Source organism: Bacillus sp. DC4300-2b2, assembly GCF_049895685.1.
In the GTDB taxonomy this organism is placed as follows: domain Bacteria; phylum Bacillota; class Bacilli; order Bacillales; family Bacillaceae; genus Bacillus; species Bacillus safensis.
The window spans coordinates 220,325-243,474 of sequence record NZ_JAFCSW010000005.1 but is presented as its reverse complement, the minus strand read 5'-3'; the positions used below and the strand labels follow the sequence as shown (position 1 = coordinate 243,474).

The following is a 23,150-nucleotide window of genomic DNA, read 5'->3' as shown; positions in this document are numbered from 1 at the left end:
ATTTATGCTGCATACGCATCTGCGGCAAAGCCGTTTTGAATTGTTCATCTATTATGCTGTAGCTTTTCTGCTGCTATGGGAGTGGCTTCGTCCACTTCAAGATTTTACAGAGACGAGCCATACGTCTTATTTCATCATTTTTATCGGGCTTACGTGTTTGTTTACGTTCTTTCGTCTGAAGTGGTATGTGACGTTTCCTATTTGTGCTGGACTGATTTTGCTCGCCTTATATTTGATCTTTTATCAATCAGCGCCAGGCTATCCGTCTGCTTTGTTTGCTGATATTAAGGATAATATCACGTTAATGAGCATGGGTATGTGGAGTGATATGTATCCCTCTTTCCGCACATTGTTGTTTTATATTTTGCTGTGGCTGCTTGTCTACTTGCTTCATTATTGGGTGGTCTATCAGCAGCGTATCTTTTTCTTTTTACTGATGACGATTGTGTATGTCACGATTCTTGATACGTTTACGCCATATGATGCGACCTTTGCGATCGTTCGTATTATGGTATTTGGCTTTTGTTTGCTTGGATTGCTGTATTTCGATCGACTGCGTTCAGCTGAGGGCGTTCGAGTGTCTCAGAAAGCGCGTCTAAAGTGGTTTTTCCCTATGCTGGCGCTCGTCCTTCTATCAGCGTCACTCGGTGCTTCTTTGCCAAAGTCTGATCCGAAATGGCCCGATCCTGTCCCGTTTTTTAAGGCGGTCACGAATCAAGATGGGGCAGCCGGGCAGAATAAAGTGGGATATAGTGCAGATGATTCGGCGCTTGGCGGACCGTTTAGTGAGGACCGTACACCAGTCTTTAAGTGGAGCGGAAAGGAGCCGACTTATTTTCGTGTAGAAACAAAAAGTATTTACACAGGAAAGGGCTGGGAGGATGCATCAAATGATACAAAGCCTACTCGGCTAAAGGATGACACTGTGCCGAATCGGTGGTTTACTGAGCGAGTGAAAACAGAGGAGCATGAAACGAGAGTTGATATAGAATCGGATTATCGATTTAATCATGCTGTGTATCCTATTGGAACGATCATGCTGACACCAATGGAAAACATTCCGCTGCAAATCATAGGCAAGACGGAGAAAATTGTCCCGTCTATGCAAAACCCACCCAAAAATTTAGGGAACTATCAAGTCAGCTTTTTATCCCCTACATTTATCCTAGAGGATTTACAGAGAATCAAAGTACCGACAAGGAAGCAGGTGAATGAGCAGGTTGGCCGTGAATACTTGCAGCTTCCATTGTCACTTCCAGAGCGTGTGAAAACTTTGGCAAACAGCTTAACGGAAACGAAGGATAATATGTATGATAAAGCGAAAGCGATCGAGGATTATTTAGGATCTGCGAAGTTTTCATATGAAACGCAAAATGTCGCTGTGCCTGGTCGTAATGAAGATTATGTGGATCAATTTTTATTTGATACGATGATTGGCTACTGTGATAATTTTTCAACCTCTATGATTGTGATGCTTCGTTCGATCGGCATTCCGGCGAGATGGGTGAAAGGGTATACGTCTGGCCAGTTATATGAAACACAAATGGATGGAAACAATGTGTATGAAGTAACCAATAACAATGCGCATTCATGGGTAGAGGTTTATTTTCCAAACAGAGGCTGGGTCACCTTTGAACCGACAAAAGGATTTACAAACCCAGAGACATTTACGAATGAAGCCGTTTCAAGCGATCAAACGGATGATCAAAGGGAAGAAGAAAATCAGTCTAGTTCTGATGCAAGTGAAGATCAGCCGCAAGACCAGCCGCAGCAGCAGGAGACAGAGCAGCCGGCACAACCAAAGGAACAAACTGCGAAGGCAAAGCCAAATATGGTACATGCTGGTTCAATTGCAGGTTATGCGGCAGGAGCTATTGTTCTGCTTGGATTCATCAGCTGGATGCTTTATCGATTCAGAATAAGATGGCTGCCATTCTTTATTGTAAGAAAGGTGAATCGTCTGCCAGAGGATGAAGCATTCTTCTATGCATATGCGGCTCTATTAAAGCAGCTAGGGCGCAGGGGAATTGAGAAAAAGCCAGGTATGACGCTAAGAGAATTCGCTTCTTTGATCGATGACAAGGATGGAGATCATCACATGTCAGAGCTGACGCAGCTCTATGAACGTGCGCTTTATCGGCGAGAGGATTCGTCGGCGCTTTGGCAGCAGTCGGCAAAGTTATGGGAAAATTTAATAAACAGGAGATAGTCTTGACCGCGTACCTTCCTGTTGTTAGAATAGGTGAATATTAAAACCTTCTAAAATACATGAAATTGAAGCGTTCGGATGTGAGTCTGGGCGCTTCAAAAGCGTGATTCACACTGAGAGCAGGTTTTCTCCTCTCATTTTTTCTGTGCGTTTATAAAAAACTATATTGGACATAGAGGTGACACCATGACAAATTTAGTAAATGAAATGATTTTGGTTCTCGATTTCGGCAGTCAGTACAACCAGCTGATCACACGCCGTATTCGTGAATTTGGTGTGTACAGTGAGCTTCATCCGCACACTTTAACTGCTGAAGAAATTAAAGAAATGGCGCCTAAAGGAATCATCCTTTCTGGTGGACCAAACAGTGTTTATGATGAAGGATCTTTCCGCTGTGATGAAAAGATTTTTGATCTAGACATTCCGGTTCTAGGCATTTGCTACGGCATGCAGCTCATGACTCACTATTTAGGCGGGAAAGTAGAAGCGGCCAGCCAGCGTGAATATGGAAAAGCAGATATTCATATTAACGGAACACCTGCTTTATTCAAAGACCTTCCAACGGATCAAGTCGTTTGGATGAGCCATGGTGACCTCGTTGTTGAAGTACCAGAAGGCTTTACAGTCGATGCAACAAGTGCACATTGTCCAAACTCAGCGATGAGCTTAGCTGAGAAGAATTTCTATGGCGTTCAGTTCCACCCAGAGGTTCGTCACTCTGAGTACGGAAATGACCTATTGAAAAACTTTGTCTTCGGTGTGTGTGATTGCGATGGCAAATGGTCAATGGAAAACTTCATTGAAATCGAAATGCAGAAAATCCGTGAAACAGTAGGCGACAAGCAAGTATTGTGCGCACTAAGCGGCGGTGTCGATTCATCTGTTGTGGCGGTATTGATCCACAAAGCCATCGGCGATCAGCTGACATGTATTTTCGTTGACCACGGTCTTCTTCGCAAAGGCGAAGCAGAAGGGGTTATGAAAACATTTAGCGAAGGTTTCAACATGAACGTGATTAAAGTAGATGCAAAAGATCGTTTCTTAAACAAGCTAAAAGGTGTGTCTGATCCTGAGCAAAAACGTAAAATCATCGGTAACGAATTCATCTATGTATTCGATGACGAAGCGGACAAGCTAAAAGGAATCGACTACTTAGCACAAGGAACACTTTACACAGACATCATTGAGAGCGGAACAGCAACAGCACAAACAATCAAATCTCACCACAACGTAGGCGGTCTTCCAGAAGACATGCAGTTCGAATTGATTGAGCCACTCAATACGCTATTCAAGGATGAAGTCCGTGCCTTAGGTTCAGAGCTTGGCATTCCTGATGACATCGTCTGGAGACAGCCATTCCCAGGTCCAGGACTAGGTATCCGTGTACTAGGTGAAATTTCTGAAGAAAAACTAGAAATCGTCCGTGAATCGGATGCGATTCTACGCGAAGAAATTGCCAACTTCGGCCTTGAGCGCGACATCTGGCAATACTTCACAGTTCTCCCAGACATCCGCAGCGTAGGTGTCATGGGTGACGCAAGAACATACGACTACACAATCGGCATCCGTGCTGTTACGTCTATTGATGGTATGACGAGTGACTGGGCAAGAATCCCTTGGGATGTACTTGAGAAGATCTCGACTCGTATCGTGAATGAAGTGAAGCATATTAACCGCGTGGTGTATGATATTACGAGTAAGCCGCCTGCTACAATAGAGTGGGAATAATTGTAAAAGAGCCAGAAACCTTTGTGTATCAAGGGTTTCTAGCTCTTTTTTATTTTTAACTGCACTTTTTCCTTCCGTCTTCATGTGTTCATTCATCATTCCATCCCTTACACACATCAATCCATTCTGAATAACCGGAGTATTTTTCTAATTGTTTTATTGTGAGTTCAATAGCACTGTTACTGCTCCCGCAGGCTGGATAGACTGTCTCAAAACGTTTGAGTGAAATATCTAAATAAACAGAAACGCCATTCTTTATAGCAAAAGGACATACTCCGCCAATTTCATGACCGACCAAGTCAACAACCTCATGAGGAGAAAGCATTTTAGCTTTTGTTTTAAAATATTCTTTGAATTTTTTATTATCAACTTTTGCATCGCCAGAGGTCACAACTAAAATAGCTTGTCCATTTACTAGAAAGGAGAGTGTTTTTGCGATTCTTTCAGGTTCGCAGCCCAGTGCAGAAGCAGCCAAGTCTACGGTTGCACTAGATACTGAAAATTCTTGAATTCGAGTATCCATATCATATTGTTTAAAATAATCTTTTACTTTTTTGATTGACATGATCATTTCTCCTTTTTATTTGTATTGATTTGACATGATCTATTTTTTAAACGATATTGATGTGGTGTTAGGTGATACTTTTTCTTAAATAAACGAATGAAATGCTCTGCATTTTGATAACCAACGGCTGCCGCAATATGATCTACTTGTAAATGGCTACCAGTGAGCATTTCGCAGGCTTTTTCCAATCTTATTTCTTGTCGAATCTCACGAAATGATTTGCCAAGCTTACGAGCTATATATTTTGACAGATAAGATTGGGAAAGGTTAAATTCCTCTGCCATCTCCTGGATGGTGATATGTTCACAACATTGCTGAATATATTGGAGCATTTGAATCATACGTATATCACTAGATTGTTTGACCTGATTGACGTTCATATGGCTTGGTTTGAATCTTAATAAGAGACATAATAATATCTCAAACAAATTATTCATAATCAACTGGTAACTAGGGAGCCGATTATAATTTTCTGTAAATAATTGAAGAGAGCAGTCTAGCAAATGTTTATCCAAGTGACTATGGAAAATAAGAATATTTTTATTTTCTTTTATATACAATGCATTCAAAAAGAACTCTGAAATGACATGATTTCCTTTTAACATTTTAAAAAACACTTTTTGAAAAGTACTCTTACGGATCATGATTTGCATGGCGATTGTATTCTCCATTACAATTGGCTTGTGAATTGTGTTAGGTGGGATAAAGGCAATATCTCCTGATTTTAAAGCCATTTTTTTGCCTTCCACTTCTACATACATCTCATTTTCCAGAACATAGATCATCTCAAAGAAATCATGAATAGCCGACAATTGGGGCATAAAGCGGCTATACTTTCTTACTTCGATATCTTTCTCCTGATCTAACCACATGGTATCTTCCTTTTCAAATTCATTCTGCCCTTTTAGCAAAAATTCTTCTATATATATTTGTTTATGCATTAGACTGTGTTTATCATAATCCTTCAAAAATAATTGCAATGATGTGTTGTCATGCTTTTTCTGTTGGTATTGTTGATAAAAGATTTCTTGTTCGTTATATTCTCTTAAATATTGCATCACTTCATGTTTTTCAAGTTTATCTTTTTCCATCTACATCCAAACCTCTAGTTTATTTACTGCCACCACCAGGGCCTTCACTGTTGCTTCTATAATATCTTTATCAATTCCCGCACCCCAATGCATTTTTCCTTGAGATGAAATTCCAATCTGTGCACAGGCTTTTGCTTCGGAATCCTTGCCCAAAGAATTCTGTTCATAGACTTCCAAAACATACTCGAGATGAAAATATGCTTTTAACGCGTTACTGATGGCATCTAAACTTCCAGTGCCAGTTCCTTGTATGTCAATTTGTTGCTGATCTCTCAGCAAAGTTAAGGTGACTTCCTGCTTATTTCCCTTATTAAATTGATAATCAAGCAGCTGGAAATGAGGGTGAAAATCAACATACTGCTTTTCAAAAACATGATATATTTCTTCGATAGACAATTCCCTATTTGTCTGATCAGATACTTTTTTCGCTGCATATCCCATGGCTTCATTCATTTGATAAGGAAGTTTAATGCCATAATTTGTTTATAGTATATAGCCTATGCCGCCTTTTCCAGACTGGCTATTGATTCGAATCACATCCGTTTGATAGTTCCTCCCCAAGTCAACTGGATCTACTGGGATATACGGAACGTCCCATTTATCAACATTATTTTCTATTCTATATTTCATACCTTTAGATATCGCATCTTGATGTGACCCAGAGAATGCAGTGAAAACCATCTCCCCAGAATAGGGCTGCCTCTCAGGAACAGTGATTTTTGTTAGTTTTTCATATTTTTTACGAATAGCTTCTAGGTTATTGAAATTCAATTTTGGATCATAACCTTGTGAATACATATTCATCGCTAAGGTAATCAAGTCTACGTTCCCTGTACGTTCACCGATACCAAATAATGTACCTTCGACTCTTTCTGCGCCAGCCAGAACACCAAATTCTGCATCACTCACCCCAGAGCCACGGTCATTATGAGGATGAACAGATAATGTCACACTGTCTCGGTAAGACAGATTTTTGTGTATATACTCAATCTGACTTGCAAAGATATGAGGCATTGAATATTCAACTGTTGTCGGAATATTGATGATTGCTTTATGATTTGGTGTCGGTTTCCAAATATCTAAAACACTATTACAAATATCTAACGCATAATCAACTTCTGTTCCTGGAAAGCTTTCTGGACTATATTGAAAATAAATATCACTATTTGTTTTTTCGGCAAGTTCTTTTACTAAAATAGCTCCATCAATGGCAATTTGTTTAATTTCATCTTTTGTTTTCTTAAATACTTGTCTGCGCTGCGCTTCTGAAGTCGAATTATATAAATGAACAATCGCTTTCGGTATCCCCTTAATGGCTTCGAACGTTCGGCGGATAATATGCTCTCTCGCTTGCGTGATCACCATAATCTTGACATCGTCTGGAATCATATGATGATCAATCAGTGTCCGTAACAGCCTAAACTCCGTATCAGAAGCAGCTGGAAATGCGATTTCAATTTCTTTAAAACCTATCTCTACTAGTAACTGAAACATTTCTAATTTTTCTTCTAAGTTCATAGGAATAGGTAATGCTTGATTTCCATCCCGTAAGTCCACACTGCACCATATCGGAGCACTTTCTAATGTTTCTTTCTTCACCCAATCATAAGTAAGGTTCGGTGGCAAAAAGTATTTCTTTTCGTATTTTTTGTGATTAAACATCATCGATTCCTCCTGTAATTGGAATATAAAAAAAGCCTTTCATCCCCAAGATTTAACTTGGAGACGAAAGACTACTTCTTACGCGGTACCACCCCTGTTTCATGATAAACAAACATTATCATGCCCTTATTCGGATACAGATTGTTTGATCTTATATCCTTCCCATATAACGGTGGGGTGCCGACCTTAACTACATCAATCCTTTTCATTTCACTAAGGCTACTCTAAGGTGAGTTCCCTGCCTTTTGTTATTGCTTCTCATCAGCCAGCAACTTTCTGAAAACATTTCGGCAAGTACTATTCCTTATCATCGCATTCTCATTTTTCTGATTTTTTCTATTATACCAAGTCTATAAAAAAGAGATAGTGACAGGGATATCTTTTTCAATTGATTTTTTTTGTCCTATGGATGTCTTATCTTCATTTAATCCTCTTCACCAAATAAAAATCCAAGGCCACAAATAAAGGTGAGTGAATTCATAGCGAACAATAAAATCGCACCAATTTTTTTTATGGCAATGAACCTCCTCTTAAATTCAGTCTGCTAGCCTTCAAAATTTAAATTCACTGGTTCATCCTCTAAATCATCCACAGTATTTTGTTCTGTCACTGGCACACTTTCATCTACCGTTTTAAAACTAAGTTCGTCCATCCAAATGTGACCTTGACCATGTAGTAATATGCCAAACGCAATCACTTCACTTTTTACTGGAACATCTAGAACTACACTAAAATGATTCCAGCCGTTTGTTCCTGTAATGGGACGGTTCATCATATTGTCAAACGCAAGAACTTCACCTGAAGAATGGTCGATTCTCATCCATAAACCAGCTGAGCCTTTCACATCTTCGCTTTTAACAAAAGCAGAAAATTGAAGGCGTTCTCCACGGTAACGATCAGACTTAATTTGCTGCATCAATGTCGCGAATCCTCGTGCTTTTTCATCCTTTGATTTCAGGTAAGCTGAGGTAGTACCACTGTGTACAATTCTGTTATCCAAACCTGTTTCATAATCAGATGGGGTATCCCCCGTCATAATCCAGCCAGTAGGTGTGTTCTGATGATCAGCCATATCTGTTTCCTCCTCATCAATGACATTCCTTAGTAACTTCCGATAACGTGCGGGTGACATGTCATATATCTTCTTAAAGGCTCTAGTAAAGGATTCCTGTGAACCAAATCGATACTGCAATGCGATATCAATCGCCCTTTGGTCTGTATGAATTAAATCCTTCGCCGCTTGGGTCATCCGTCGTTCCCTTATATAATCCACAACTGATTTCTTAATCACTCTTTTGAACAAACGGTGAATGTGAAACCTAGAATAACCAGCGTGTTTCGCTAGAGTTTGAAGCGGTAAATCATCTTTCAGATGCTGTTCAATATAATTTAATGTTTCTTGAATCGTTTTCTCATGTTCTTGATAGGACAACCGAGCACCTCCTTGCCTTACGAGTTTAGTATAGCGCAAATGCTTTTGAGGAAACTTGACTTTTTGTGCTATGTTCAATATCAAAGAATAGAGACAGAAATACAAGCTTTTTAAGAAAAAATAAGTGAGAGGCTATTAAAAAATAAACAATTAGCACAAATGATCAAAAAAAAGATGAGGTAAGTAATAAAATAAAGATAGAGGGGGGAGAAACAATGGATTACTATGAGAGAATACAACATTCGATAGAGTTTATTGAGGAGAATCTCCAAAACAATATAAGTATAAAGGATATTTCCTCGAAATCCTGCTTTTCAGCGTTTCATTTTCAGCGTCTGTTTCAAGCTATTACAGGTTTTTCTGTGCAAGAGTATATCAGAAATAGAAGGCTTTCTGAAGCTGCTAGGTTACTGAAAGAAACAAAACAGAACATTTTACACATAGCGATTGCTTTCCAATATGGCTCTCAAGAAGCGTTTACTCGTGCTTTTTTACAATTCTTTGGGGTGACACCAGGTAGGTTTAGAAAAGAGGAAATGGTGTTAAAGCAACAAAACAAAATGGATTTTTTAGCGTACCAATCTAAGCTAGACAGTGAACTCAATATGAATAAACCTGTTATCACTCAATTAGGCAATTTTTATATCATTGGTTACGAGTATCAAACTAATCTTCAAAACGAGGAATATTTCACTGACATTCCTTTGTTTTATATGGATTTTGGAAAAAAGGAGTATTATCAACAGATTCAAAAGAAAATAGCACCTCATATGGCTTATGGTATATCTACTTCTTTTCAAGATGATGGCCATTTTTCGTTTGTGGTAGGGGAAGAAGTGGAGGATTTCGATATAGAATTAAATGAAGGGTTTGTAAAAATAGTGATTCCTGAGGGGAAATATGCAGAATTTAAAGTGAGTGGATCTCATGAAATGGTGCAAAACACTAGAAGATATATCTATGGTAGCTGGCTTCCAAATTCTAATTATGAAAGAACGAGTGGACCAGATTTTGAAATAACAGATGTCTTACATTCGAATGGCCCGAACGATATCAAAATGAAAATCTATATTCCTATCGAGGAATAAGGGGGATTAAGAGATGCAAATAGAAAGTCTGTTTGGAACTTTTCCTGTAGTTGCGTCAAAGAATATATTGCTAAATAAGGTGGAAGAGCGTCATTTGCCAGAGTTATTTTCAATTTACGACAATGACACAGTCTTTCAGTATTGTGGGATCATTCCCAAACATAATCTCCAAACGGTAAAAAAAATGATTGGACATTTTGAACGAGATTATACGAAGAAAAGCAGAGTGAAATGGGGAATCTTTCAAAAGGATAATCCTCATACGCTAGTTGGTATCATCGAAACAATGGACCTCAATCAAAAAGTGAATATGGTGACGATTGGTTATTTCTTGGCAGAGGAACATTGGGGCAAAGGCATCGCAACAGAAGCTGTCTCTACACTAGTGAAATTTCTTTTTGAAGAGATTGATATTAATAGAATTCAAGCGGAAGTCATGCCAGCAAATGAGGTATCAAAAAAAGTCCTATTGAAAAATGGTTTTATCAAAGAAGGACTGCTTAGACAAGCTATTTTATGGTCTGGCAAAGGAGTTGTTGATCTAGAAATATACAGCATACTGAAAGAGGATTTCATGAGTGAATAAGCAAGATAACATGATGCTGATATGGAGCTTAGGATATCAGCTTTTTTGTTTTGCCATCAATACTAACTTAAATTTGATATGACTCTAAAATGGTTGTAATAGTAAAAATAAAAAAAGCGAGTGAGCATCTCGCTAATTATTGTTATTTATCTATTGTGTATTGTAATCTCTCTTCAAAATCGCATACATATACACATCATCAAACCCATTCTGACCAAGATCATACTCCCGCAATAAACCCTCTCGTACAAAATCAAAGTTCTCCAATAATTGAACTGAAGACGTATTTGCTGGATCAATGATCGCTTCAATCCGATTCAGGTTCATTTCCTGAAATCCATATCGTAGCACCGCAGAAATCGCTTCCTTCATGATGCCTTTTCTCCAATGATCCTGATGCAATTCATAGCCAATTTCCGTGCGGCAGTGCTGTTTTTCTAGATTGAGAAAGCCACAGCTGCCGATGATGATCGCAGGATCATCTTTTAAAGAAATGCCCCACCGGATGCCTGTATGTTCTTTGAAGATATTGTCATACCACTTGATTTCTCCTTTTGTGTCTTCAATCGTTTCATGAGCATCAATGCCCATGTAGCGGCACACAGTTTCATTGGATAAATAGATATGCATATCCTCAGCGTCTTCGATCGTTGCTTGTTTTAAGATTAGTCTTTCGGTATGTATGGTTGGAAATGTTTGTGGAAAGTTGATTTTGTTCATTTGGTTATCCTCCATGCAATGTCTTTTGTTCTGTACATGCCTTACAATAAAAAACCCCTTCATTCCTCAGCCAAGCCTTCACCTCTGTCATCCCTCGTCTCTTTGGATAGACCAACTTAACGTACACTTCCTCGTTTCCTTCTATTTTTTTCTTACAGCTGGCACACGTAGGTTCTTCAAATCGAAACAATCGACTTACTCCTTTTTGTAGATATTTCTTCCATTATATCAAATGTTCAACATGTTATTTGCGGCTCGTTCTTCACTTTTTCTATTTTTGTCCGACATATGCTAAGGAAAAGAAATTTCCGTTTGTTGAAACCGTTTGAGAGAAACCTTGCTCTAACAGGTGTAGGAGGTGTGAGTGAGATGAAGCAAGTGCGTCTAATTAAAAAAGCACAAAAAGGGAATGTCCCGGCATTTGAGAAATTAATGCTGATGTATCAGGAGCGTTTATATAAAACGGCTTTTCTCTACACAAGAAATAAAGAGGATTCGTTAGATGCTGTTCAAGAAACAGTCATTAAAGCGTTTAAGCATCTATCTGGCTTAAAAGAGCCGGCTTATTTTTCTACCTGGCTGACGCGGATTTTGATTCATACGATTTTTGCGATGAAGAAAAAGCAGCAAGATGTTGTTCCGTTTGAACAGCATCATGAGAGCGTGGAGCGACATGATTTTTTAGAAGACAAGCTCGATTTAAAAAATGCACTTGAAGTGTTAGATGAGCAATATCAGCTCGTGATTCAGCTATTTTATTTTCAAGATTATTCGATTTCAATGATTTCTGAACAGATGGGTGTGCCTGAAGGAACGGTCAAAACTCATTTGTATCGAGCAAGAAAGCTATTAAAGCAAACATTGGAGAAGGAGGAGAGTGTCAATGGAAACAAAAGAAATGAAAAAGCTCTATGATGATATTGGTGTACCAACAGTTGAAGTGACCTCTGCCATTCGTCAAGCCATTGGAGATGTAAAAGCGGAACAAAAAAGACACTGGTTCAAATGGAACTGGAGAACGCCAATATACTCTGCCATTGTTCTCATCGTCCTTTACTTTTCATCAGGTTTCCTTTTTCCTTCTCTTAATACAGCGATGGCACGTGTCCCGATTGTTGGGCAATTTTATATGATGTTTCACGATAAAGTAGGAATGGCTCTTTTTCAGAGTGATTTGGTGAAACATGTCAATGAGGGGGCTGAATCAAGAGGAATTACTGTGAAAGTAAACAGTGTATACTATGATGCCGGGCGTCTTGTTTATACGTTTACTGTCGATCATTTGAATACAAAGGAAGATTCTGTACCATTCATCGTCAGCAACTTAGATCATATAAATGAAAATTTCCAACCGAGTTACGACAATCAGGAATTGAAAAAATTAAAGGATGGCCGATATCTTGGGCAAATGGAAGTCTATACAAATGGACAGACAATTAAGCAAGGTCAAAAAGTCCCGCTCGTCATTTCAAAAATTGGAGATATTGTAGGGAATTGGCGTTTTGAATTACCTGTAGTGAAGCAAAAAACCACCTTACTAGCGGGACAAAAAGACGTGTCTATTTTAAATGGACGTTATCAAATAAGAAACGTAAAGGTAGAAAATGGAGTGAATGGCTCTGCTATTCAATATGCCATTGATTACAATGGTTTTGCCAAAGATGATAGAGTTAGTATTGATAGAATGAAGGATAATTTAGGGAATGAGTATGAGCTTGAGATTGGAACCGTTTTAAGAAAAAAACAACTGACTTCTGACAAAACTAGAAAAGATCATTTGACAATTTTGAATCAGCCGATCAATCCAAAGGCGACTGAATTGACATTTTACACAGATGTGAGATACGAACGAGAATACAGCCACATCATTCCTCTCAAGACAAAGCTGCCTGTTCAGTTCAAAACAAAACACCATGGCATCGGAATCAAAATCATTAAGATAGAGCAAAAAGACCGTTCTGTGATTGTTGATTATCAATTTACTGGAGTAGATCAAAAAGAATTAGATCAGGATGTGATGGAGAATATAGGTGAATTCATTGGATTAGGCGATGTTGAAAAGATGAAATCATGGCCCGATCCACAAGCAGACTATGAAAGCGGATATTACTTGAAGGGGAACCATGCGAAGGTGACGAATTTAAAGACAGCTTCCATGCAATCCACCTTTGAATTTGATGATAAGAATTTAGAGACTTTATCATTAAACCATTTTTCTTTTAAAGAATATGGGCTTTATCTTGATTTGACTGAACTGAACATGTTGGCACCACAGAAAGCGATAAAGGTAACCATTCCAGTCAAAAAAGAAACATCAAAAGCTAGTCAATAAATGAGAGAGCGAACATGATTACACATGTTCGCTTTTTGTCTGTTGTTCCGCCAGTCGATGACGGTTGAACGAATACCTGATCAACATCAACGCAGCAAAACTAGCTATCCCACCAATCCAACTTAAATTCGTTACATTTGTATACTGAATAATCACGCCGCCCATGGACGATCCGAGCATCATGCCGATGTTCATTATCGCTGTATTAAAGCTCAGCACGGTTTCTGATGCATGGGGTTTAAGGGAGATCAGGTAAAACTGTTTCGCTGGTGTTGTTGTCCATGTGGCGATGCCCCAAATGGCAAGCGTGAACAAGACGCTAATTGTAGAGAATTGCGTAAAGAATAAGGTAAAGAGAGCAAACATCTGAATCGTGATGCTGATTGAGATCGTTCGGTTTGGTCCCCATTGATCGACGGCGAAGCCGCCAAAGCGTGAGCCAATAAAAGCAGAAATTCCTAAAATGAGCAAGGCCATGCTTGTCATTTCAAGAGAAAAGCCGGCGCTCTGTCGTAATAATGGGGAGATATAAGCAAAGACCATCGTGTAGCCTAAGATCCAAAAGACCGTCGTTGCTAAGCCGCTGATCACTCTGCGGTCTTGAAGAATGTGTAATTGCTGCTTTAATGGCAGATGAGAATGTCCCTCTATGCGTGGCAGCAATTGATAAAGAAGCATGAAGAGACAAGCCGTACCTAGTGCAATGATGAGAAAAATATAGTGCCAATCCACTTGACCTGATAGAAATGTTCCAATCGGCACACCAAGTACGAGTGAAACGGTGAATCCAGTGATGACCGTCGCCATTGCACTTCCCTTTTTTTCTGGCGGGGCGATCTGCGCTGCATAATTCGTGGCAACGACAATATATAAGCCGCCGCTCATGGCCATGATGACACGAGATAGCAGGAGCAGCACAAAATGATGGCTAAAAAAGGCGAGCATATTGCCTAAAATAAACACAAAAATAGCTGATAACAAAACCTTTTTTCGGTTCAGTTTCGACGTTGCCATGACTAAAAAGAGAGCGCCTACTGCATAAAAAAGAGAATAGACGGTGATGAGCTGACCGGCAGCAGGAATGGAGATGTGTAAATCGACAGCAATGATATCTAGAATGCCTGACACGACGAATTCTGATGTGCCTGTGACAAATGAGCCGACAGCTAAAAGAACAATCAATAGCTGATGAGATGTGTTTTTCATTCTGAACCCTTCCTTCATGTTGATACGTTGTCTTTAGTTTAAATTCCGTGCTAACATAAGTAAAATTGATGTTTTTCATGAAGGAGATGAGTAAATACTCATGAGCTTTGTTCGCTTTGATATTATCGCAAAAGTTGTGGAGCTTGGCAGTTTTACAGCAGCAGCTGAAGCATTAAATATGACGCAGTCAGCTGTGAGTCATGCAGTGGCGAGTTTAGAGTCAGAGTGGGGTGTGTCTTTATTCATTCGCGACCGAAAAAAGGGCATTATGCTGACGGACATTGGTCAAACGCTTCTCCCGCATATTAGAGAAGTGTTAAATAGAGTGGAGAAGATCCAGCAAGAAATTGCGTTAACGAAAAATATTGAAACAGGCTTGATTCGTATTGGCACATTTGCCAGTGCCTCTGCTTGTTTATTACCTAAACTGCTTGTGAGCTATCAGAAAAAACATCCAAAAATCGAATTTAAATTCTATGAGGGAACGTATGAAGAAATATTGGAGTGGCTGGATTCTGGCATCATTGATGTTGGATTTGTTGTGAAAGGCCATGCGGATGAAGCCTTTGATTTACTGCCGCTTATGAAAGATGAGATGGTGGTCGCCTATCACCCAAATCATCGATATGAACAGCAGCCCATTGTAGATATAACAGATTTGGCGGGTGAACCATTTATTATGCCGACTGGCATGTATCAATCACATGTAGAGGATATTTTTTCGGAGGCGCAAATGAAGCCAGCTGTTTTATTTGAAGTTCATGATTGTACGACCATTGCTCGTATGGTAGGGGAAGGACTCGGCGTCACAATTGGTCCGGAGTTGTTTTTAAAAACGCAGCAGCTTGTGCATATTCGTCAGCTGAATGTCTCTCATCATCGGGAGGTTGCGCTCGCCTGTCCTTCACTCACTCAAGCTTCTCCGGCAGTGAAAGAGTTTTTCCGTGTAGCCGAAACAGTATTTGCCAAAAGAGAAGGATTTGGGGAAGTGTGTATAAAGAACTAGATGTGATTTTCCAAATTCGTGTAATAAGACGAATGAAGCGGACATTTCTTTGAAAAATGTTCGCTTTTCGTATTGTGTTTTAAAAATGAAGTTGGTACAATAGACACAGAAATCAAATAGATAGAAGTCGTATAATCGTGGGGATATGGCCCGCAAGTTTCTACCAAGCTACCGTAAATGGCTTGACTACGTCAATTCACACTCGTTTGATATAAATCATGCATTGTTCTTGTTTTATGTCACAGTCTGAATTCACATATGTAGTCAAGCGTCCCAAAATTGTTGGGGCGTTTTTTATTTGACTAGTGAATGGGACAGACTAAAACAAAAGGACATGAAGGGAGTCAGTTGGCTTGAAACAGTTTTTTCAGTTTGATGAGTTAGGAACGAATTACCGCAGAGAAATCATCGGTGGTTTAACCACATTTTTGTCGATGGCTTACATTCTGTTTGTTAATCCGATCACACTTGCATTAGTGTCGGTACCGGATTTTCCAGATAAATTACGTATTGATCAGGGCGCTGTCTTTACAGCAACGGCGTTAGCTTCTGCTGCAGGGTGTATCCTGATGGGATTGATCGCCAGGTATCCAATTGCGATTGCACCAGGTATGGGTCTGAATGCGTTCTTCGCCTTTTCGGTTGTGCTTGGCATGGGCATTAAATGGGAAGCAGCACTTTCGGGTGTGTTTGTTTCAGGATTGATTTTCGTAGCCCTTTCTTTAACAGGTTTCCGTGAAAAAATCATCAATGCCATTCCGGCTGAGCTGAAGCTGGCGGTTGGTGCAGGTATTGGTTTGTTTATTACGTTTGTTGGTCTTCAAGGCTCTGGCATTATCGCCAATAATGATAATACGCTCGTTTCGATTGGGAACATTCATAGTGGTCCTGTCTTGTTAACGGTGTTTGGTATCGTTGTGACGGTCATTTTAATGGTTCTTCGTGTGAATTCAGGTGTCTTCATTGGGATGCTTGTGACTGCTATTGCCGGGATGATTTTTGGTCTTATACCAGTACCGTCTCAAATTGTGGGAAGTATTCCAAGCTTGTCTCCAACCTTTGGTCAAGCCTTGATTCACTTACCAGAAATATTCTCGATTCAAATGCTTATTGTGATTTTAACGTTCCTTTTCGTTGGATTCTTTGATACAGCTGGTACGCTTGTAGCTGTGGCAACACAGGCTGGTTTAATGAAAAATAATGAGCTGCCACGTGCAGGAAGAGCGCTCTTGGCGGATTCTTCTTCAATCGTTGTAGGTTCTGTTCTTGGTACATCAACGACAACGTCTTATGTTGAATCTAGCTCAGGTGTAGCGGCTGGTGCGCGTTCTGGTTTTGCAGCTGTCGTCACAGGGATTTTCTTCTTGCTGGCGATGTTCTTCTCACCGCTTTTATCCATTGTTACACCTAATGTGACAGCACCTGCTTTAATCATTGTCGGTGCGCTGATGGTCGCTCCGCTTGCGAAGATTGCATGGGATCGCTTTGAAATTGCGGTACCAGCGTTCTTAACGATGATTATGATGCCACTGACATACAGTATTGCAACAGGTATTGCGGTTGGCTTTATTTTCTACCCGATTACGATGATCTTTAAAGGGAAAGCGAAAGAAGTGCATCCAATCATGTACGGATTGTTTGTCATCTTTATTCTATATTTCGCTTTCTTAAATCATTAATTGAACATCTGAAACAGCAGCTCATGGGGCTGCTGTTTTTTTGTTAAAAAAATCAAAACATAGTTGACATATAGGAATTATGTGTTTATGATAAAAAGACATAATTCGCTGATTGGATCACCAAAGGCGCTTTGATTTCCTTTTTTAATAGAAGGTTTCAGGGTGCCTTTTTTTCTTGCAAACATTCAAAAGGGGGAGGAGATGTCTTTTGTCACACTGGCTTAGACAGGTGATTGAACGAAAAAAGCAGGTGCTGATTCAAAAGCTCCTTTTATGGGGGCATGAAGAAAAGCAGGAGGCGCTCATGCATTACACGATTCATGAGCTGGAAAATGAGGTTCTCTATTTAAAAGAGCGAAAACAAAAATAGGGGGATGAGCGATGGATGAACAAAAGCTGAATTATATTTTATCTGCCTTAAAAGGGATCGACTATGGATCAGTAGTCATCACCATTCATAATGGCCATATTACACAGGTCGATTCGACCAAAAAGACTCGGTTCCCCGCTCATCAGGAGAATATCCGGGTTCAGCAAGGAAAGCGGAGTCACTATCGTTCTTGACGGATTTCAACATGGTAAAAAGCTGATGGAGGCCGTCAGCTTTTTTGTTTTGTCTTATTTAAAACCTCTGCTGCCTTTTATCCGTCTATTCGTATGAACGTCAAGGAATCTTGACTGAATAGAGAGACTCCGCTACTTTAAGAGGAGTCATCCGAACAGTTCATTCACTTGAACCTGTAAGGATTGGATAGGAGTTGATATGAGATGTTAGAGAAAGATCAAGATCAGGGGACATCTGAAAAGAAAAATGAAGAGTCATCAATAGATCAAGAAACAAGGCAATCCCGCCTCAGCCGCAGCGCTGCAAAACGTGGAAGAACCTCAAAATCAGCAGATGATGAGCGTTCAACCTTCCAGCGTATACTGCAAGGTGCAGGAGGCGCGTTTAAGCGCTATGGTTCATATGGACTGGCGATGTTAAAATCACCGAGCCAGGCCATCAATCAAGCGGAAACATTGCGTATGAAGTACGCCTGGATCTCGATTGTGTTATTCAGCGTGTTTTTTGCTTTAGGCAACTATGTTCAATTAAAGGCGTCAAAGACCCGCTTATTAGGCTTTGGCATTCATTATTCTTTTGGCGACGCCTTTTTGAGGGTAGCAGTCTTTACACTCATTTTGTTGACATTAATGATGCTTACCGTCTGGCTGCTCGGAAAATACATGCTAAAAGGAAACATATCACTGAAAGAAGTGATCATGAAGTTTGGTGCTGCGCTTGTGCCGGTGTTGGTTTTATCCATCCTTTGGCTTGTATTTGCCATGCTGAATATTCCATATGTGACCGTCATATTATCCGTGATGATGTTTGTCGGCCTTCAGTTGATTGCGGTCGTGCTCTTTCGCTCGATTCAATCGGAGCATGATGCAGAACGTGGAGATTTGATGTATGCAGGCTGGGTCTTTTTATTGGTTGAGCTTGTCATCATCGCGCTGCTCTGGGGCATAGTCGGGGAGTATTTGATTCCATCACTTGTTCCTGTTCGATTTGGATAAAACACACCTGAAAACCTCCTTTTTTGAAAAAGGGGGTTTTCATGTTGAGAAGAGAAAAAAACGGGTAAACTCTTGGTAACAAACACCACCCTTGTTGTCGAAAGATATATGTGTTTTGATCGCGTAAATTTGATTGTATCAAGGTATGTTCTCTAGTAGAATATGGGGTGCTTTATTTGATTTTTTAGTGCAGGGGGTTCGAATCGTGCTTCAACAACTTTTATCCAATGCGTTCACCATGGTTTTAATCATTTTAGTGATTAATATTGTCTATGTTTCTTTTTCCACCATGCGTTTGATTTTAACGATGAAAGGCAGACGGTACGCAGCTGCTTTTGCGGGTACGATCGAAATGCTCATTTATGTCATTGGGTTAAGTATCGTTCTAGATAACTTAGATCAAATACAAAATGTCATTGCGTATGCCCTAGGTTATGGAATGGGGATCATTGTCGGGATGAAAATTGAAGAGAAGCTGGCACTTGGCTACACAACTGTTAACGTGATCACAAAAGAATTGGATGTCGATCTCCCAAGACAATTGAGAGAAAAAGGATATGGTGTCACCAGCTGGGTAGCAGGCGGTCTTGAAGGAGACCGGACAGCATTGCAAATTTTAACACCGAGAAAATATGAACTGCAATTATATGAAACGATTAAGACGCTGGATTCAAAGGCGTTTATCATTTCATATGAGCCCAAATCGATTCACGGCGGCTTCTGGGTGAAGGCTGTGAAGAAAAGGAGAATTAAAGAATGACCGCAAAACCAAAGAAGAAAAAATTCTATGTGGAAGACAACATGACGATTGATCAAGTGTTGTCCCAGATGGCAGCGGAAGGCTACTCGCCTGTCCGACGAATGGAGGAACCGATTTTTCAAGAAAAGAAGGAAAATGGGTCGATTCAGATCATTCCGATTGGGAAAAAAATCGTATTCGAAGGAAAAATAGTCTAAATCCGAACATTAAAACGACGACTTCATAGATTGTTCGATAAATCCGTTGACATCATGAACATCCGTTGTTAAGATAAACATGAAATCAAAACACGAGCCTCATATAATCTTGGGAATATGGCCCATAAGTTTCTACCCAGTTACCGTAAATGACTGGACTATGCAGGATAGTGAACAAAACTGACATGGCAATTCAAAAGCGAACAGCGCTTACCATGGCCCGGTTTGTGTTGCTTCCTAACAATGCAATGCAAATCGGGCCTTTTTGTTCGGCGTTTGACAAGCTGCTTAGGTTTGGGAAGCGTGTCAAACGATACAAAATCGAATATCAGCTTAAAGGTGGGGACAAAATGAAGCCGCTTGTAGGTGTCATCATGGGAAGTACATCTGATTGGGAAACAATGAAAAATGCGTGCGACATCTTAGAGGAATTAAACATTCCGTACGAAAAACAGGTAGTATCCGCACACCGGACACCTGACTTGATGTTTGAATATGCGACTGAAGCAAGAGGTAAAGGACTAAAGGTCATCATTGCCGGTGCTGGAGGCGCAGCACATTTACCGGGGATGGTCGCAGCAAAAACGACACTGCCGGTCATTGGTGTGCCTGTACAATCAAAAGCACTAAACGGTCTGGATTCCTTATTATCCATCGTTCAAATGCCAGGCGGTGTACCAGTTGCTACAGTAGCAATCGGCAAAGCCGGTGCAACAAATGCAGGCCTTCTTGCCGCACAAATGATTTCAGCATTTGATGAAACAATTGCAGCTCGCCTTGAAGAAAGAAGAGAGCAGACAAAACAGACTGTACTAGAAAGCAGTGATCAGCTTGGCTAAGCAGACCATTTTTCCAAACGCAACCATCGGTATCATTGGCGGCGGACAGCTTGGCAGATATATGGCTGTCAGCGCAAAGCAAATGGGGTACCGGGCAGCAGTTCTAGACCCGGTCACACAATCTCCTTGCGGACAGGTTGCCGATACAGAAATCACAGCCGCATATAGTGACCTTGAAGCGATTCGAAAGCTGGCAGAAATCAGCGATGTGGTGACTTATGAGTTTGAAAATATTGATTATGATGCACTGAATCAGCTCAAGGAAGAAGCCTATTTACCACAAGGAAGCGACCTTCTCCTTTTAACTCAAAATCGTGAGACCGAGAAAAAAGGGATTGTAGACGCAGGCTGTGAAGTAGCACCTTACCGCATCATTCATGATGAAAAAGAGCTGGAAGATGCCGTGGACGCGCTCGGTTTGCCAGCCGTGCTGAAAACATGCAGAGGCGGCTACGATGGAAAAGGACAGTACGTCATCAAAGAAAAAGGACAGCTGAAGGAAGCTGCTGCACTGCTCACACATGGAACATGTATTTTAGAAAGCTGGGTTCCATTCCAAATGGAGCTTTCGGTGATCGTCACTCGTTCTGTTCATGGAGAGATCGCCGTATTTCCAGTCGCTGAGAACATTCATAAGCATAATATTTTGTTCCAAAGCATTGTGCCTGCAAGGGTAGAGAACCGCATTCAGGAGAAGGCGAAAGAACTTGCAACAACACTGGCTGAAAAGCTGGGGCTGGTTGGTACTCTTGCTGTAGAACTGTTCCTGACAAATGACGGAAAGCTGCTCGTCAATGAACTGGCACCACGCCCGCATAATTCTGGCCATTATACGCTCGATTTATGTGAGACAAGTCAGTTTGAACAGCACGTCCGCGCTATATGTGGTCTGCCGCTTGGCGGTACAGCCCTTTTATCAGAGGGGATGATGGTGAATTTATTAGGCGATGAAGTGGACATTCCAAAAGAGCATCCTGAGCTTCTCAAAGAAGCGAAGCTTTATCTATATGGAAAGCATGAAGTAAAAGCCGGCCGCAAAATGGGGCATATGACGTTTATGAAACAGCTCGATGATGAATGGATGACAAACATCACAAAGATATGGACTGAAAGAGATGGAGGAAACGGGAAATGATCGAACGTTACGCACGACCAGAAATGTCAGCAATCTGGACAGAGGAAAACAAATTTAATGCATGGCTTGAAGTAGAAATTCTCGCTTGTGAAGCTTGGGCAGAGCTTGGCGTCATTCCGAAAGAAGACGTTGTGACAATGCGCAAAAATGCAAGCTTTGATATTGGACGTATTCTGGAGATTGAACAAGACACGCGCCACGACGTGGTTGCCTTTACGCGTGCTGTATCTGAATCTCTAGGAGAGGAAAGAAAGTGGGTTCATTACGGATTAACATCGACAGACGTAGTGGATACGGCGCTTTCATATCTATTAAAACAGGCGAATGATATCCTGCTCAAGGACATTGAGAGATTTGTTGACATACTAAAAGAAAAAGCAAAAGAGCACAAATATACCGTCATGATGGGCCGTACACACGGTGTACACGCTGAACCGACAACATTTGGCCTGAAGCTTGGTCTTTGGTACGAAGAAATGAAGCGTAACCTAGAACGTTTTAAACAAGCAAAAGCTGGCATTGAATACGGCAAAATCTCTGGAGCTGTTGGCACATATGCGAACATCGACCCGTTTGTTGAGCAATATGTATGTGAGAAACTTGGCATCAAAGCTGCACCAATTTCAACCCAAACCTTGCAGCGTGACCGCCATGCAGATTACATGGCTACTCTTGCTTTAGTGGCAACGAGCATTGAGAAATTTGCTGTCGAAATTCGTGGTCTTCAAAAGAGTGAAACACGTGAAGTAGAAGAGTTCTTCGCAAAAGGACAAAAAGGATCATCAGCGATGCCGCATAAGCGTAACCCAATCGGTTCTGAGAATATGACGGGAATTGCCCGCGTTATTCGTGGATATATGCTGACAGCTTATGAAAATGTACCGCTTTGGCACGAGCGTGATATTTCTCATTCATCTGCTGAGCGCATCATTTTACCAGATGCTACGATTGCACTGAACTATATGCTCAACCGTTTCTCAAACATCGTGAAAAACTTGACGGTCTTCCCAGAGAACATGAAACGCAACATGGACCGCACACTTGGCTTAATTTACTCACAGCGCGTTCTTCTTGCATTAATCGATACAGGCATGGCACGTGAAGAGGCATATGACACGGTTCAGCCAAAGGCAATGGAAGCGTGGGAGAAGCAAGTGCCGTTCCGTTCATTAGTAGAAGCAGAAGAAAAAATCACGTCACGCTTAACACCTGAACAAATCGCTGACTGCTTCGATTACAACTATCATTTGAAAAATGTCGATATGATTTTCGAACGTCTAGGTCTTGCGTAAGAAATGGGCCGCCTGCTCGCCAGGCGCCCAATCCTGAAAATTGCCAACATTCAAATTAGGAGG

General features: G+C 40.6%; 22 protein-coding genes, 1 pseudogene, 2 riboswitches and 1 other annotated feature. Of the genes and pseudogenes, 16 read left to right on the top strand and 7 right to left on the bottom strand.

Features of this window, described 5'->3' with window-relative positions; genetic code table 11:
• Positions 1-4 precede the first annotated feature (4 nt).
• Positions 5-2,209, top strand: coding sequence for a DUF4129 domain-containing transglutaminase family protein (locus ACP69X_RS16680; protein ID WP_269104185.1), 2,205 nt, complete (start codon positions 5-7; stop codon positions 2,207-2,209).
• A gap of 186 nt (positions 2,210-2,395) precedes the next feature.
• Positions 2,396-3,937 carry a glutamine-hydrolyzing GMP synthase gene (gene guaA, locus ACP69X_RS16675; protein ID WP_024424487.1) on the top strand — a complete coding sequence of 514 codons (1,542 nt, stop codon included), beginning with the start codon at positions 2,396-2,398 and terminating at the stop codon, positions 3,935-3,937.
• A gap of 88 nt (positions 3,938-4,025) precedes the next feature.
• Here guaA and ACP69X_RS16670 read toward each other — a convergent pair whose 3' ends face one another.
• The 4 genes and pseudogenes from ACP69X_RS16670 to ACP69X_RS16655 all read right to left on the bottom strand — a co-directional run bounded on the left by ACP69X_RS16670 (position 4,026) and on the right by ACP69X_RS16655 (position 8,687).
• The gene (locus tag ACP69X_RS16670; RefSeq protein WP_426052894.1) at positions 4,026-4,502 is read right to left on the bottom strand and encodes a YbaK/EbsC family protein; all 477 of its coding nucleotides are present in this window, start codon (positions 4,500-4,502) and stop codon (positions 4,026-4,028) included.
• 2 nt (positions 4,503-4,504) lie between these two features.
• Entirely contained in the window at positions 4,505-5,593 is a 1,089-nt protein-coding gene (locus ACP69X_RS16665) for a helix-turn-helix domain-containing protein (protein WP_426052893.1), read from the bottom strand.
• Positions 5,594-7,255: pseudogene (locus ACP69X_RS16660) on the bottom strand (2-isopropylmalate synthase).
• Positions 7,256-7,311: 56 nt separating this feature from the next.
• Positions 7,312-7,575: a binding site (T-box leader), on the bottom strand.
• A gap of 224 nt (positions 7,576-7,799) precedes the next feature.
• Entirely contained in the window at positions 7,800-8,687 is an 888-nt protein-coding gene (locus tag ACP69X_RS16655; protein WP_426052892.1) for a helix-turn-helix domain-containing protein, read from the bottom strand.
• Positions 8,688-8,902: 215 nt separating this feature from the next.
• Here ACP69X_RS16655 and ACP69X_RS16650 point away from each other — a divergent pair, with 215 nt between their 5' ends.
• Positions 8,903-9,775, top strand: coding sequence for an AraC family transcriptional regulator (locus ACP69X_RS16650; RefSeq protein WP_041087046.1), 873 nt, complete (start codon positions 8,903-8,905; stop codon positions 9,773-9,775).
• Positions 9,776-9,788: 13 nt separating this feature from the next.
• Entirely contained in the window at positions 9,789-10,361 is a 573-nt protein-coding gene (locus tag ACP69X_RS16645; protein WP_041087048.1) for a GNAT family N-acetyltransferase, read from the top strand.
• A 150-nt stretch (positions 10,362-10,511) separates the two neighbouring features.
• Here the strand turns inward: ACP69X_RS16645 and ACP69X_RS16640 are convergent, their stop codons facing one another.
• Positions 10,512-11,081: a GNAT family N-acetyltransferase gene (locus ACP69X_RS16640; protein ID WP_426052891.1), complete on the bottom strand. Its 570-nt coding sequence runs from the start codon at positions 11,079-11,081 to the stop codon at positions 10,512-10,514.
• Between the two features lie 4 nt (positions 11,082-11,085).
• On the bottom strand, positions 11,086-11,271 hold the full coding sequence (locus ACP69X_RS16635; protein WP_041087052.1) for a hypothetical protein: 186 nt from the start codon (positions 11,269-11,271) through the stop codon (positions 11,086-11,088).
• Positions 11,272-11,450: 179 nt separating this feature from the next.
• On the opposite strand from ACP69X_RS16635, the gene ACP69X_RS16630 reads away from it, so the two are divergent.
• Both ACP69X_RS16630 and ACP69X_RS16625 read left to right on the top strand, forming a co-directional pair.
• A complete protein-coding gene (locus ACP69X_RS16630) occupies positions 11,451-11,996 on the top strand; it encodes a sigma-70 family RNA polymerase sigma factor (RefSeq protein WP_144495375.1) in 546 nt (181 codons plus the stop codon).
• Complete coding sequence (locus ACP69X_RS16625) at positions 11,965-13,413, top strand: DUF4179 domain-containing protein (RefSeq protein WP_426052890.1); 1,449 nt, start codon at positions 11,965-11,967, stop codon at positions 13,411-13,413. Before ACP69X_RS16630 ends, ACP69X_RS16625 begins: the two co-directional genes overlap by 32 nt.
• An 18-nt stretch (positions 13,414-13,431) precedes the next feature.
• Here the strand turns inward: ACP69X_RS16625 and ACP69X_RS16620 are convergent, their stop codons facing one another.
• A complete protein-coding gene (locus tag ACP69X_RS16620; protein WP_426052889.1) occupies positions 13,432-14,619 on the bottom strand; it encodes an MFS transporter in 1,188 nt (395 codons plus the stop codon).
• A 100-nt stretch (positions 14,620-14,719) separates the two neighbouring features.
• Here ACP69X_RS16620 and ACP69X_RS16615 point away from each other — a divergent pair, with 100 nt between their 5' ends.
• The 10 genes from ACP69X_RS16615 to purB all read left to right on the top strand — a co-directional run bounded on the left by ACP69X_RS16615 (position 14,720) and on the right by purB (position 23,087).
• The gene (locus ACP69X_RS16615; protein WP_269104174.1) at positions 14,720-15,625 is read left to right on the top strand and encodes a LysR family transcriptional regulator; all 906 of its coding nucleotides are present in this window, start codon (positions 14,720-14,722) and stop codon (positions 15,623-15,625) included.
• A 107-nt stretch (positions 15,626-15,732) separates the two neighbouring features.
• Positions 15,733-15,834: riboswitch (purine riboswitch) on the top strand.
• A gap of 144 nt (positions 15,835-15,978) precedes the next feature.
• The gene (locus ACP69X_RS16610) at positions 15,979-17,304 is read left to right on the top strand and encodes an NCS2 family permease (protein ID WP_151284105.1); all 1,326 of its coding nucleotides are present in this window, start codon (positions 15,979-15,981) and stop codon (positions 17,302-17,304) included.
• 208 nt (positions 17,305-17,512) lie between these two features.
• Entirely contained in the window at positions 17,513-17,674 is a 162-nt protein-coding gene (locus tag ACP69X_RS16605) for a hypothetical protein (protein ID WP_165585024.1), read from the top strand.
• Between the two features lie 11 nt (positions 17,675-17,685).
• Positions 17,686-17,868 (top strand): YezD family protein, encoded by a 183-nt coding sequence (locus ACP69X_RS16600; protein WP_059376582.1) that lies wholly within the window; start codon positions 17,686-17,688, stop codon positions 17,866-17,868.
• A 204-nt stretch (positions 17,869-18,072) separates the two neighbouring features.
• Positions 18,073-18,864, top strand: a complete 792-nt coding sequence (locus tag ACP69X_RS16595) for a hypothetical protein (RefSeq protein ID WP_269104173.1) — start codon at positions 18,073-18,075, stop codon at positions 18,862-18,864.
• Between the two features lie 205 nt (positions 18,865-19,069).
• The gene (locus ACP69X_RS16590; RefSeq protein ID WP_024424505.1) at positions 19,070-19,624 is read left to right on the top strand and encodes a DUF2179 domain-containing protein; all 555 of its coding nucleotides are present in this window, start codon (positions 19,070-19,072) and stop codon (positions 19,622-19,624) included.
• Positions 19,621-19,821, top strand: coding sequence for an NETI motif-containing protein (locus tag ACP69X_RS16585; RefSeq protein WP_012009137.1), 201 nt, complete (start codon positions 19,621-19,623; stop codon positions 19,819-19,821). The genes ACP69X_RS16590 and ACP69X_RS16585 overlap by 4 nt, the downstream gene beginning before the upstream one ends.
• 79 nt (positions 19,822-19,900) lie before the next feature.
• A riboswitch (purine riboswitch) is annotated at positions 19,901-20,002 on the top strand.
• A gap of 169 nt (positions 20,003-20,171) precedes the next feature.
• Entirely contained in the window at positions 20,172-20,660 is a 489-nt protein-coding gene (gene purE / locus ACP69X_RS16580) for a 5-(carboxyamino)imidazole ribonucleotide mutase (protein ID WP_039183007.1), read from the top strand.
• Positions 20,653-21,795: a 5-(carboxyamino)imidazole ribonucleotide synthase gene (purK, locus tag ACP69X_RS16575; protein ID WP_041087070.1), complete on the top strand. Its 1,143-nt coding sequence runs from the start codon at positions 20,653-20,655 to the stop codon at positions 21,793-21,795. The genes purE and purK overlap by 8 nt, the downstream gene beginning before the upstream one ends.
• Positions 21,792-23,087, top strand: a complete 1,296-nt coding sequence (gene purB, locus ACP69X_RS16570) for an adenylosuccinate lyase (protein WP_024426701.1) — start codon at positions 21,792-21,794, stop codon at positions 23,085-23,087. Before purK ends, purB begins: the two co-directional genes overlap by 4 nt.
• The last annotated feature ends 63 nt before the right edge of the window (positions 23,088-23,150 follow it).

What these genes read in the sequence shown, in the direction of transcription:
- ACP69X_RS16680 (WP_269104185.1), top strand. Translation starts at nt 5, where the DNA reads ATGCTGCATACGCATCTGCGGCAAAGCCGTTTTGAATTGTTCATCTAT.
- guaA (WP_024424487.1), top strand. Translation starts at nt 2,396, where the DNA reads ATGACAAATTTAGTAAATGAAATGATTTTGGTTCTCGATTTCGGCAGT.
- ACP69X_RS16670 (WP_426052894.1), bottom strand. Translation starts at nt 4,502, where the DNA reads ATGTCAATCAAAAAAGTAAAAGATTATTTTAAACAATATGATATGGAT.
- ACP69X_RS16665 (WP_426052893.1), bottom strand. Translation starts at nt 5,593, where the DNA reads ATGGAAAAAGATAAACTTGAAAAACATGAAGTGATGCAATATTTAAGA.
- ACP69X_RS16650 (WP_041087046.1), top strand. Translation starts at nt 8,903, where the DNA reads ATGGATTACTATGAGAGAATACAACATTCGATAGAGTTTATTGAGGAG.
- ACP69X_RS16645 (WP_041087048.1), top strand. Translation starts at nt 9,789, where the DNA reads ATGCAAATAGAAAGTCTGTTTGGAACTTTTCCTGTAGTTGCGTCAAAG.
- ACP69X_RS16640 (WP_426052891.1), bottom strand. Translation starts at nt 11,081, where the DNA reads ATGAACAAAATCAACTTTCCACAAACATTTCCAACCATACATACCGAA.
- ACP69X_RS16630 (WP_144495375.1), top strand. Translation starts at nt 11,451, where the DNA reads ATGAAGCAAGTGCGTCTAATTAAAAAAGCACAAAAAGGGAATGTCCCG.
- ACP69X_RS16625 (WP_426052890.1), top strand. Translation starts at nt 11,965, where the DNA reads ATGGAAACAAAAGAAATGAAAAAGCTCTATGATGATATTGGTGTACCA.
- ACP69X_RS16620 (WP_426052889.1), bottom strand. Translation starts at nt 14,619, where the DNA reads ATGAAAAACACATCTCATCAGCTATTGATTGTTCTTTTAGCTGTCGGC.
- ACP69X_RS16615 (WP_269104174.1), top strand. Translation starts at nt 14,720, where the DNA reads ATGAGCTTTGTTCGCTTTGATATTATCGCAAAAGTTGTGGAGCTTGGC.
- ACP69X_RS16600 (WP_059376582.1), top strand. Translation starts at nt 17,686, where the DNA reads ATGGATGAACAAAAGCTGAATTATATTTTATCTGCCTTAAAAGGGATC.
- ACP69X_RS16595 (WP_269104173.1), top strand. Translation starts at nt 18,073, where the DNA reads ATGTTAGAGAAAGATCAAGATCAGGGGACATCTGAAAAGAAAAATGAA.
- ACP69X_RS16585 (WP_012009137.1), top strand. Translation starts at nt 19,621, where the DNA reads ATGACCGCAAAACCAAAGAAGAAAAAATTCTATGTGGAAGACAACATG.
- purE (WP_039183007.1), top strand. Translation starts at nt 20,172, where the DNA reads ATGAAGCCGCTTGTAGGTGTCATCATGGGAAGTACATCTGATTGGGAA.
- purB (WP_024426701.1), top strand. Translation starts at nt 21,792, where the DNA reads ATGATCGAACGTTACGCACGACCAGAAATGTCAGCAATCTGGACAGAG.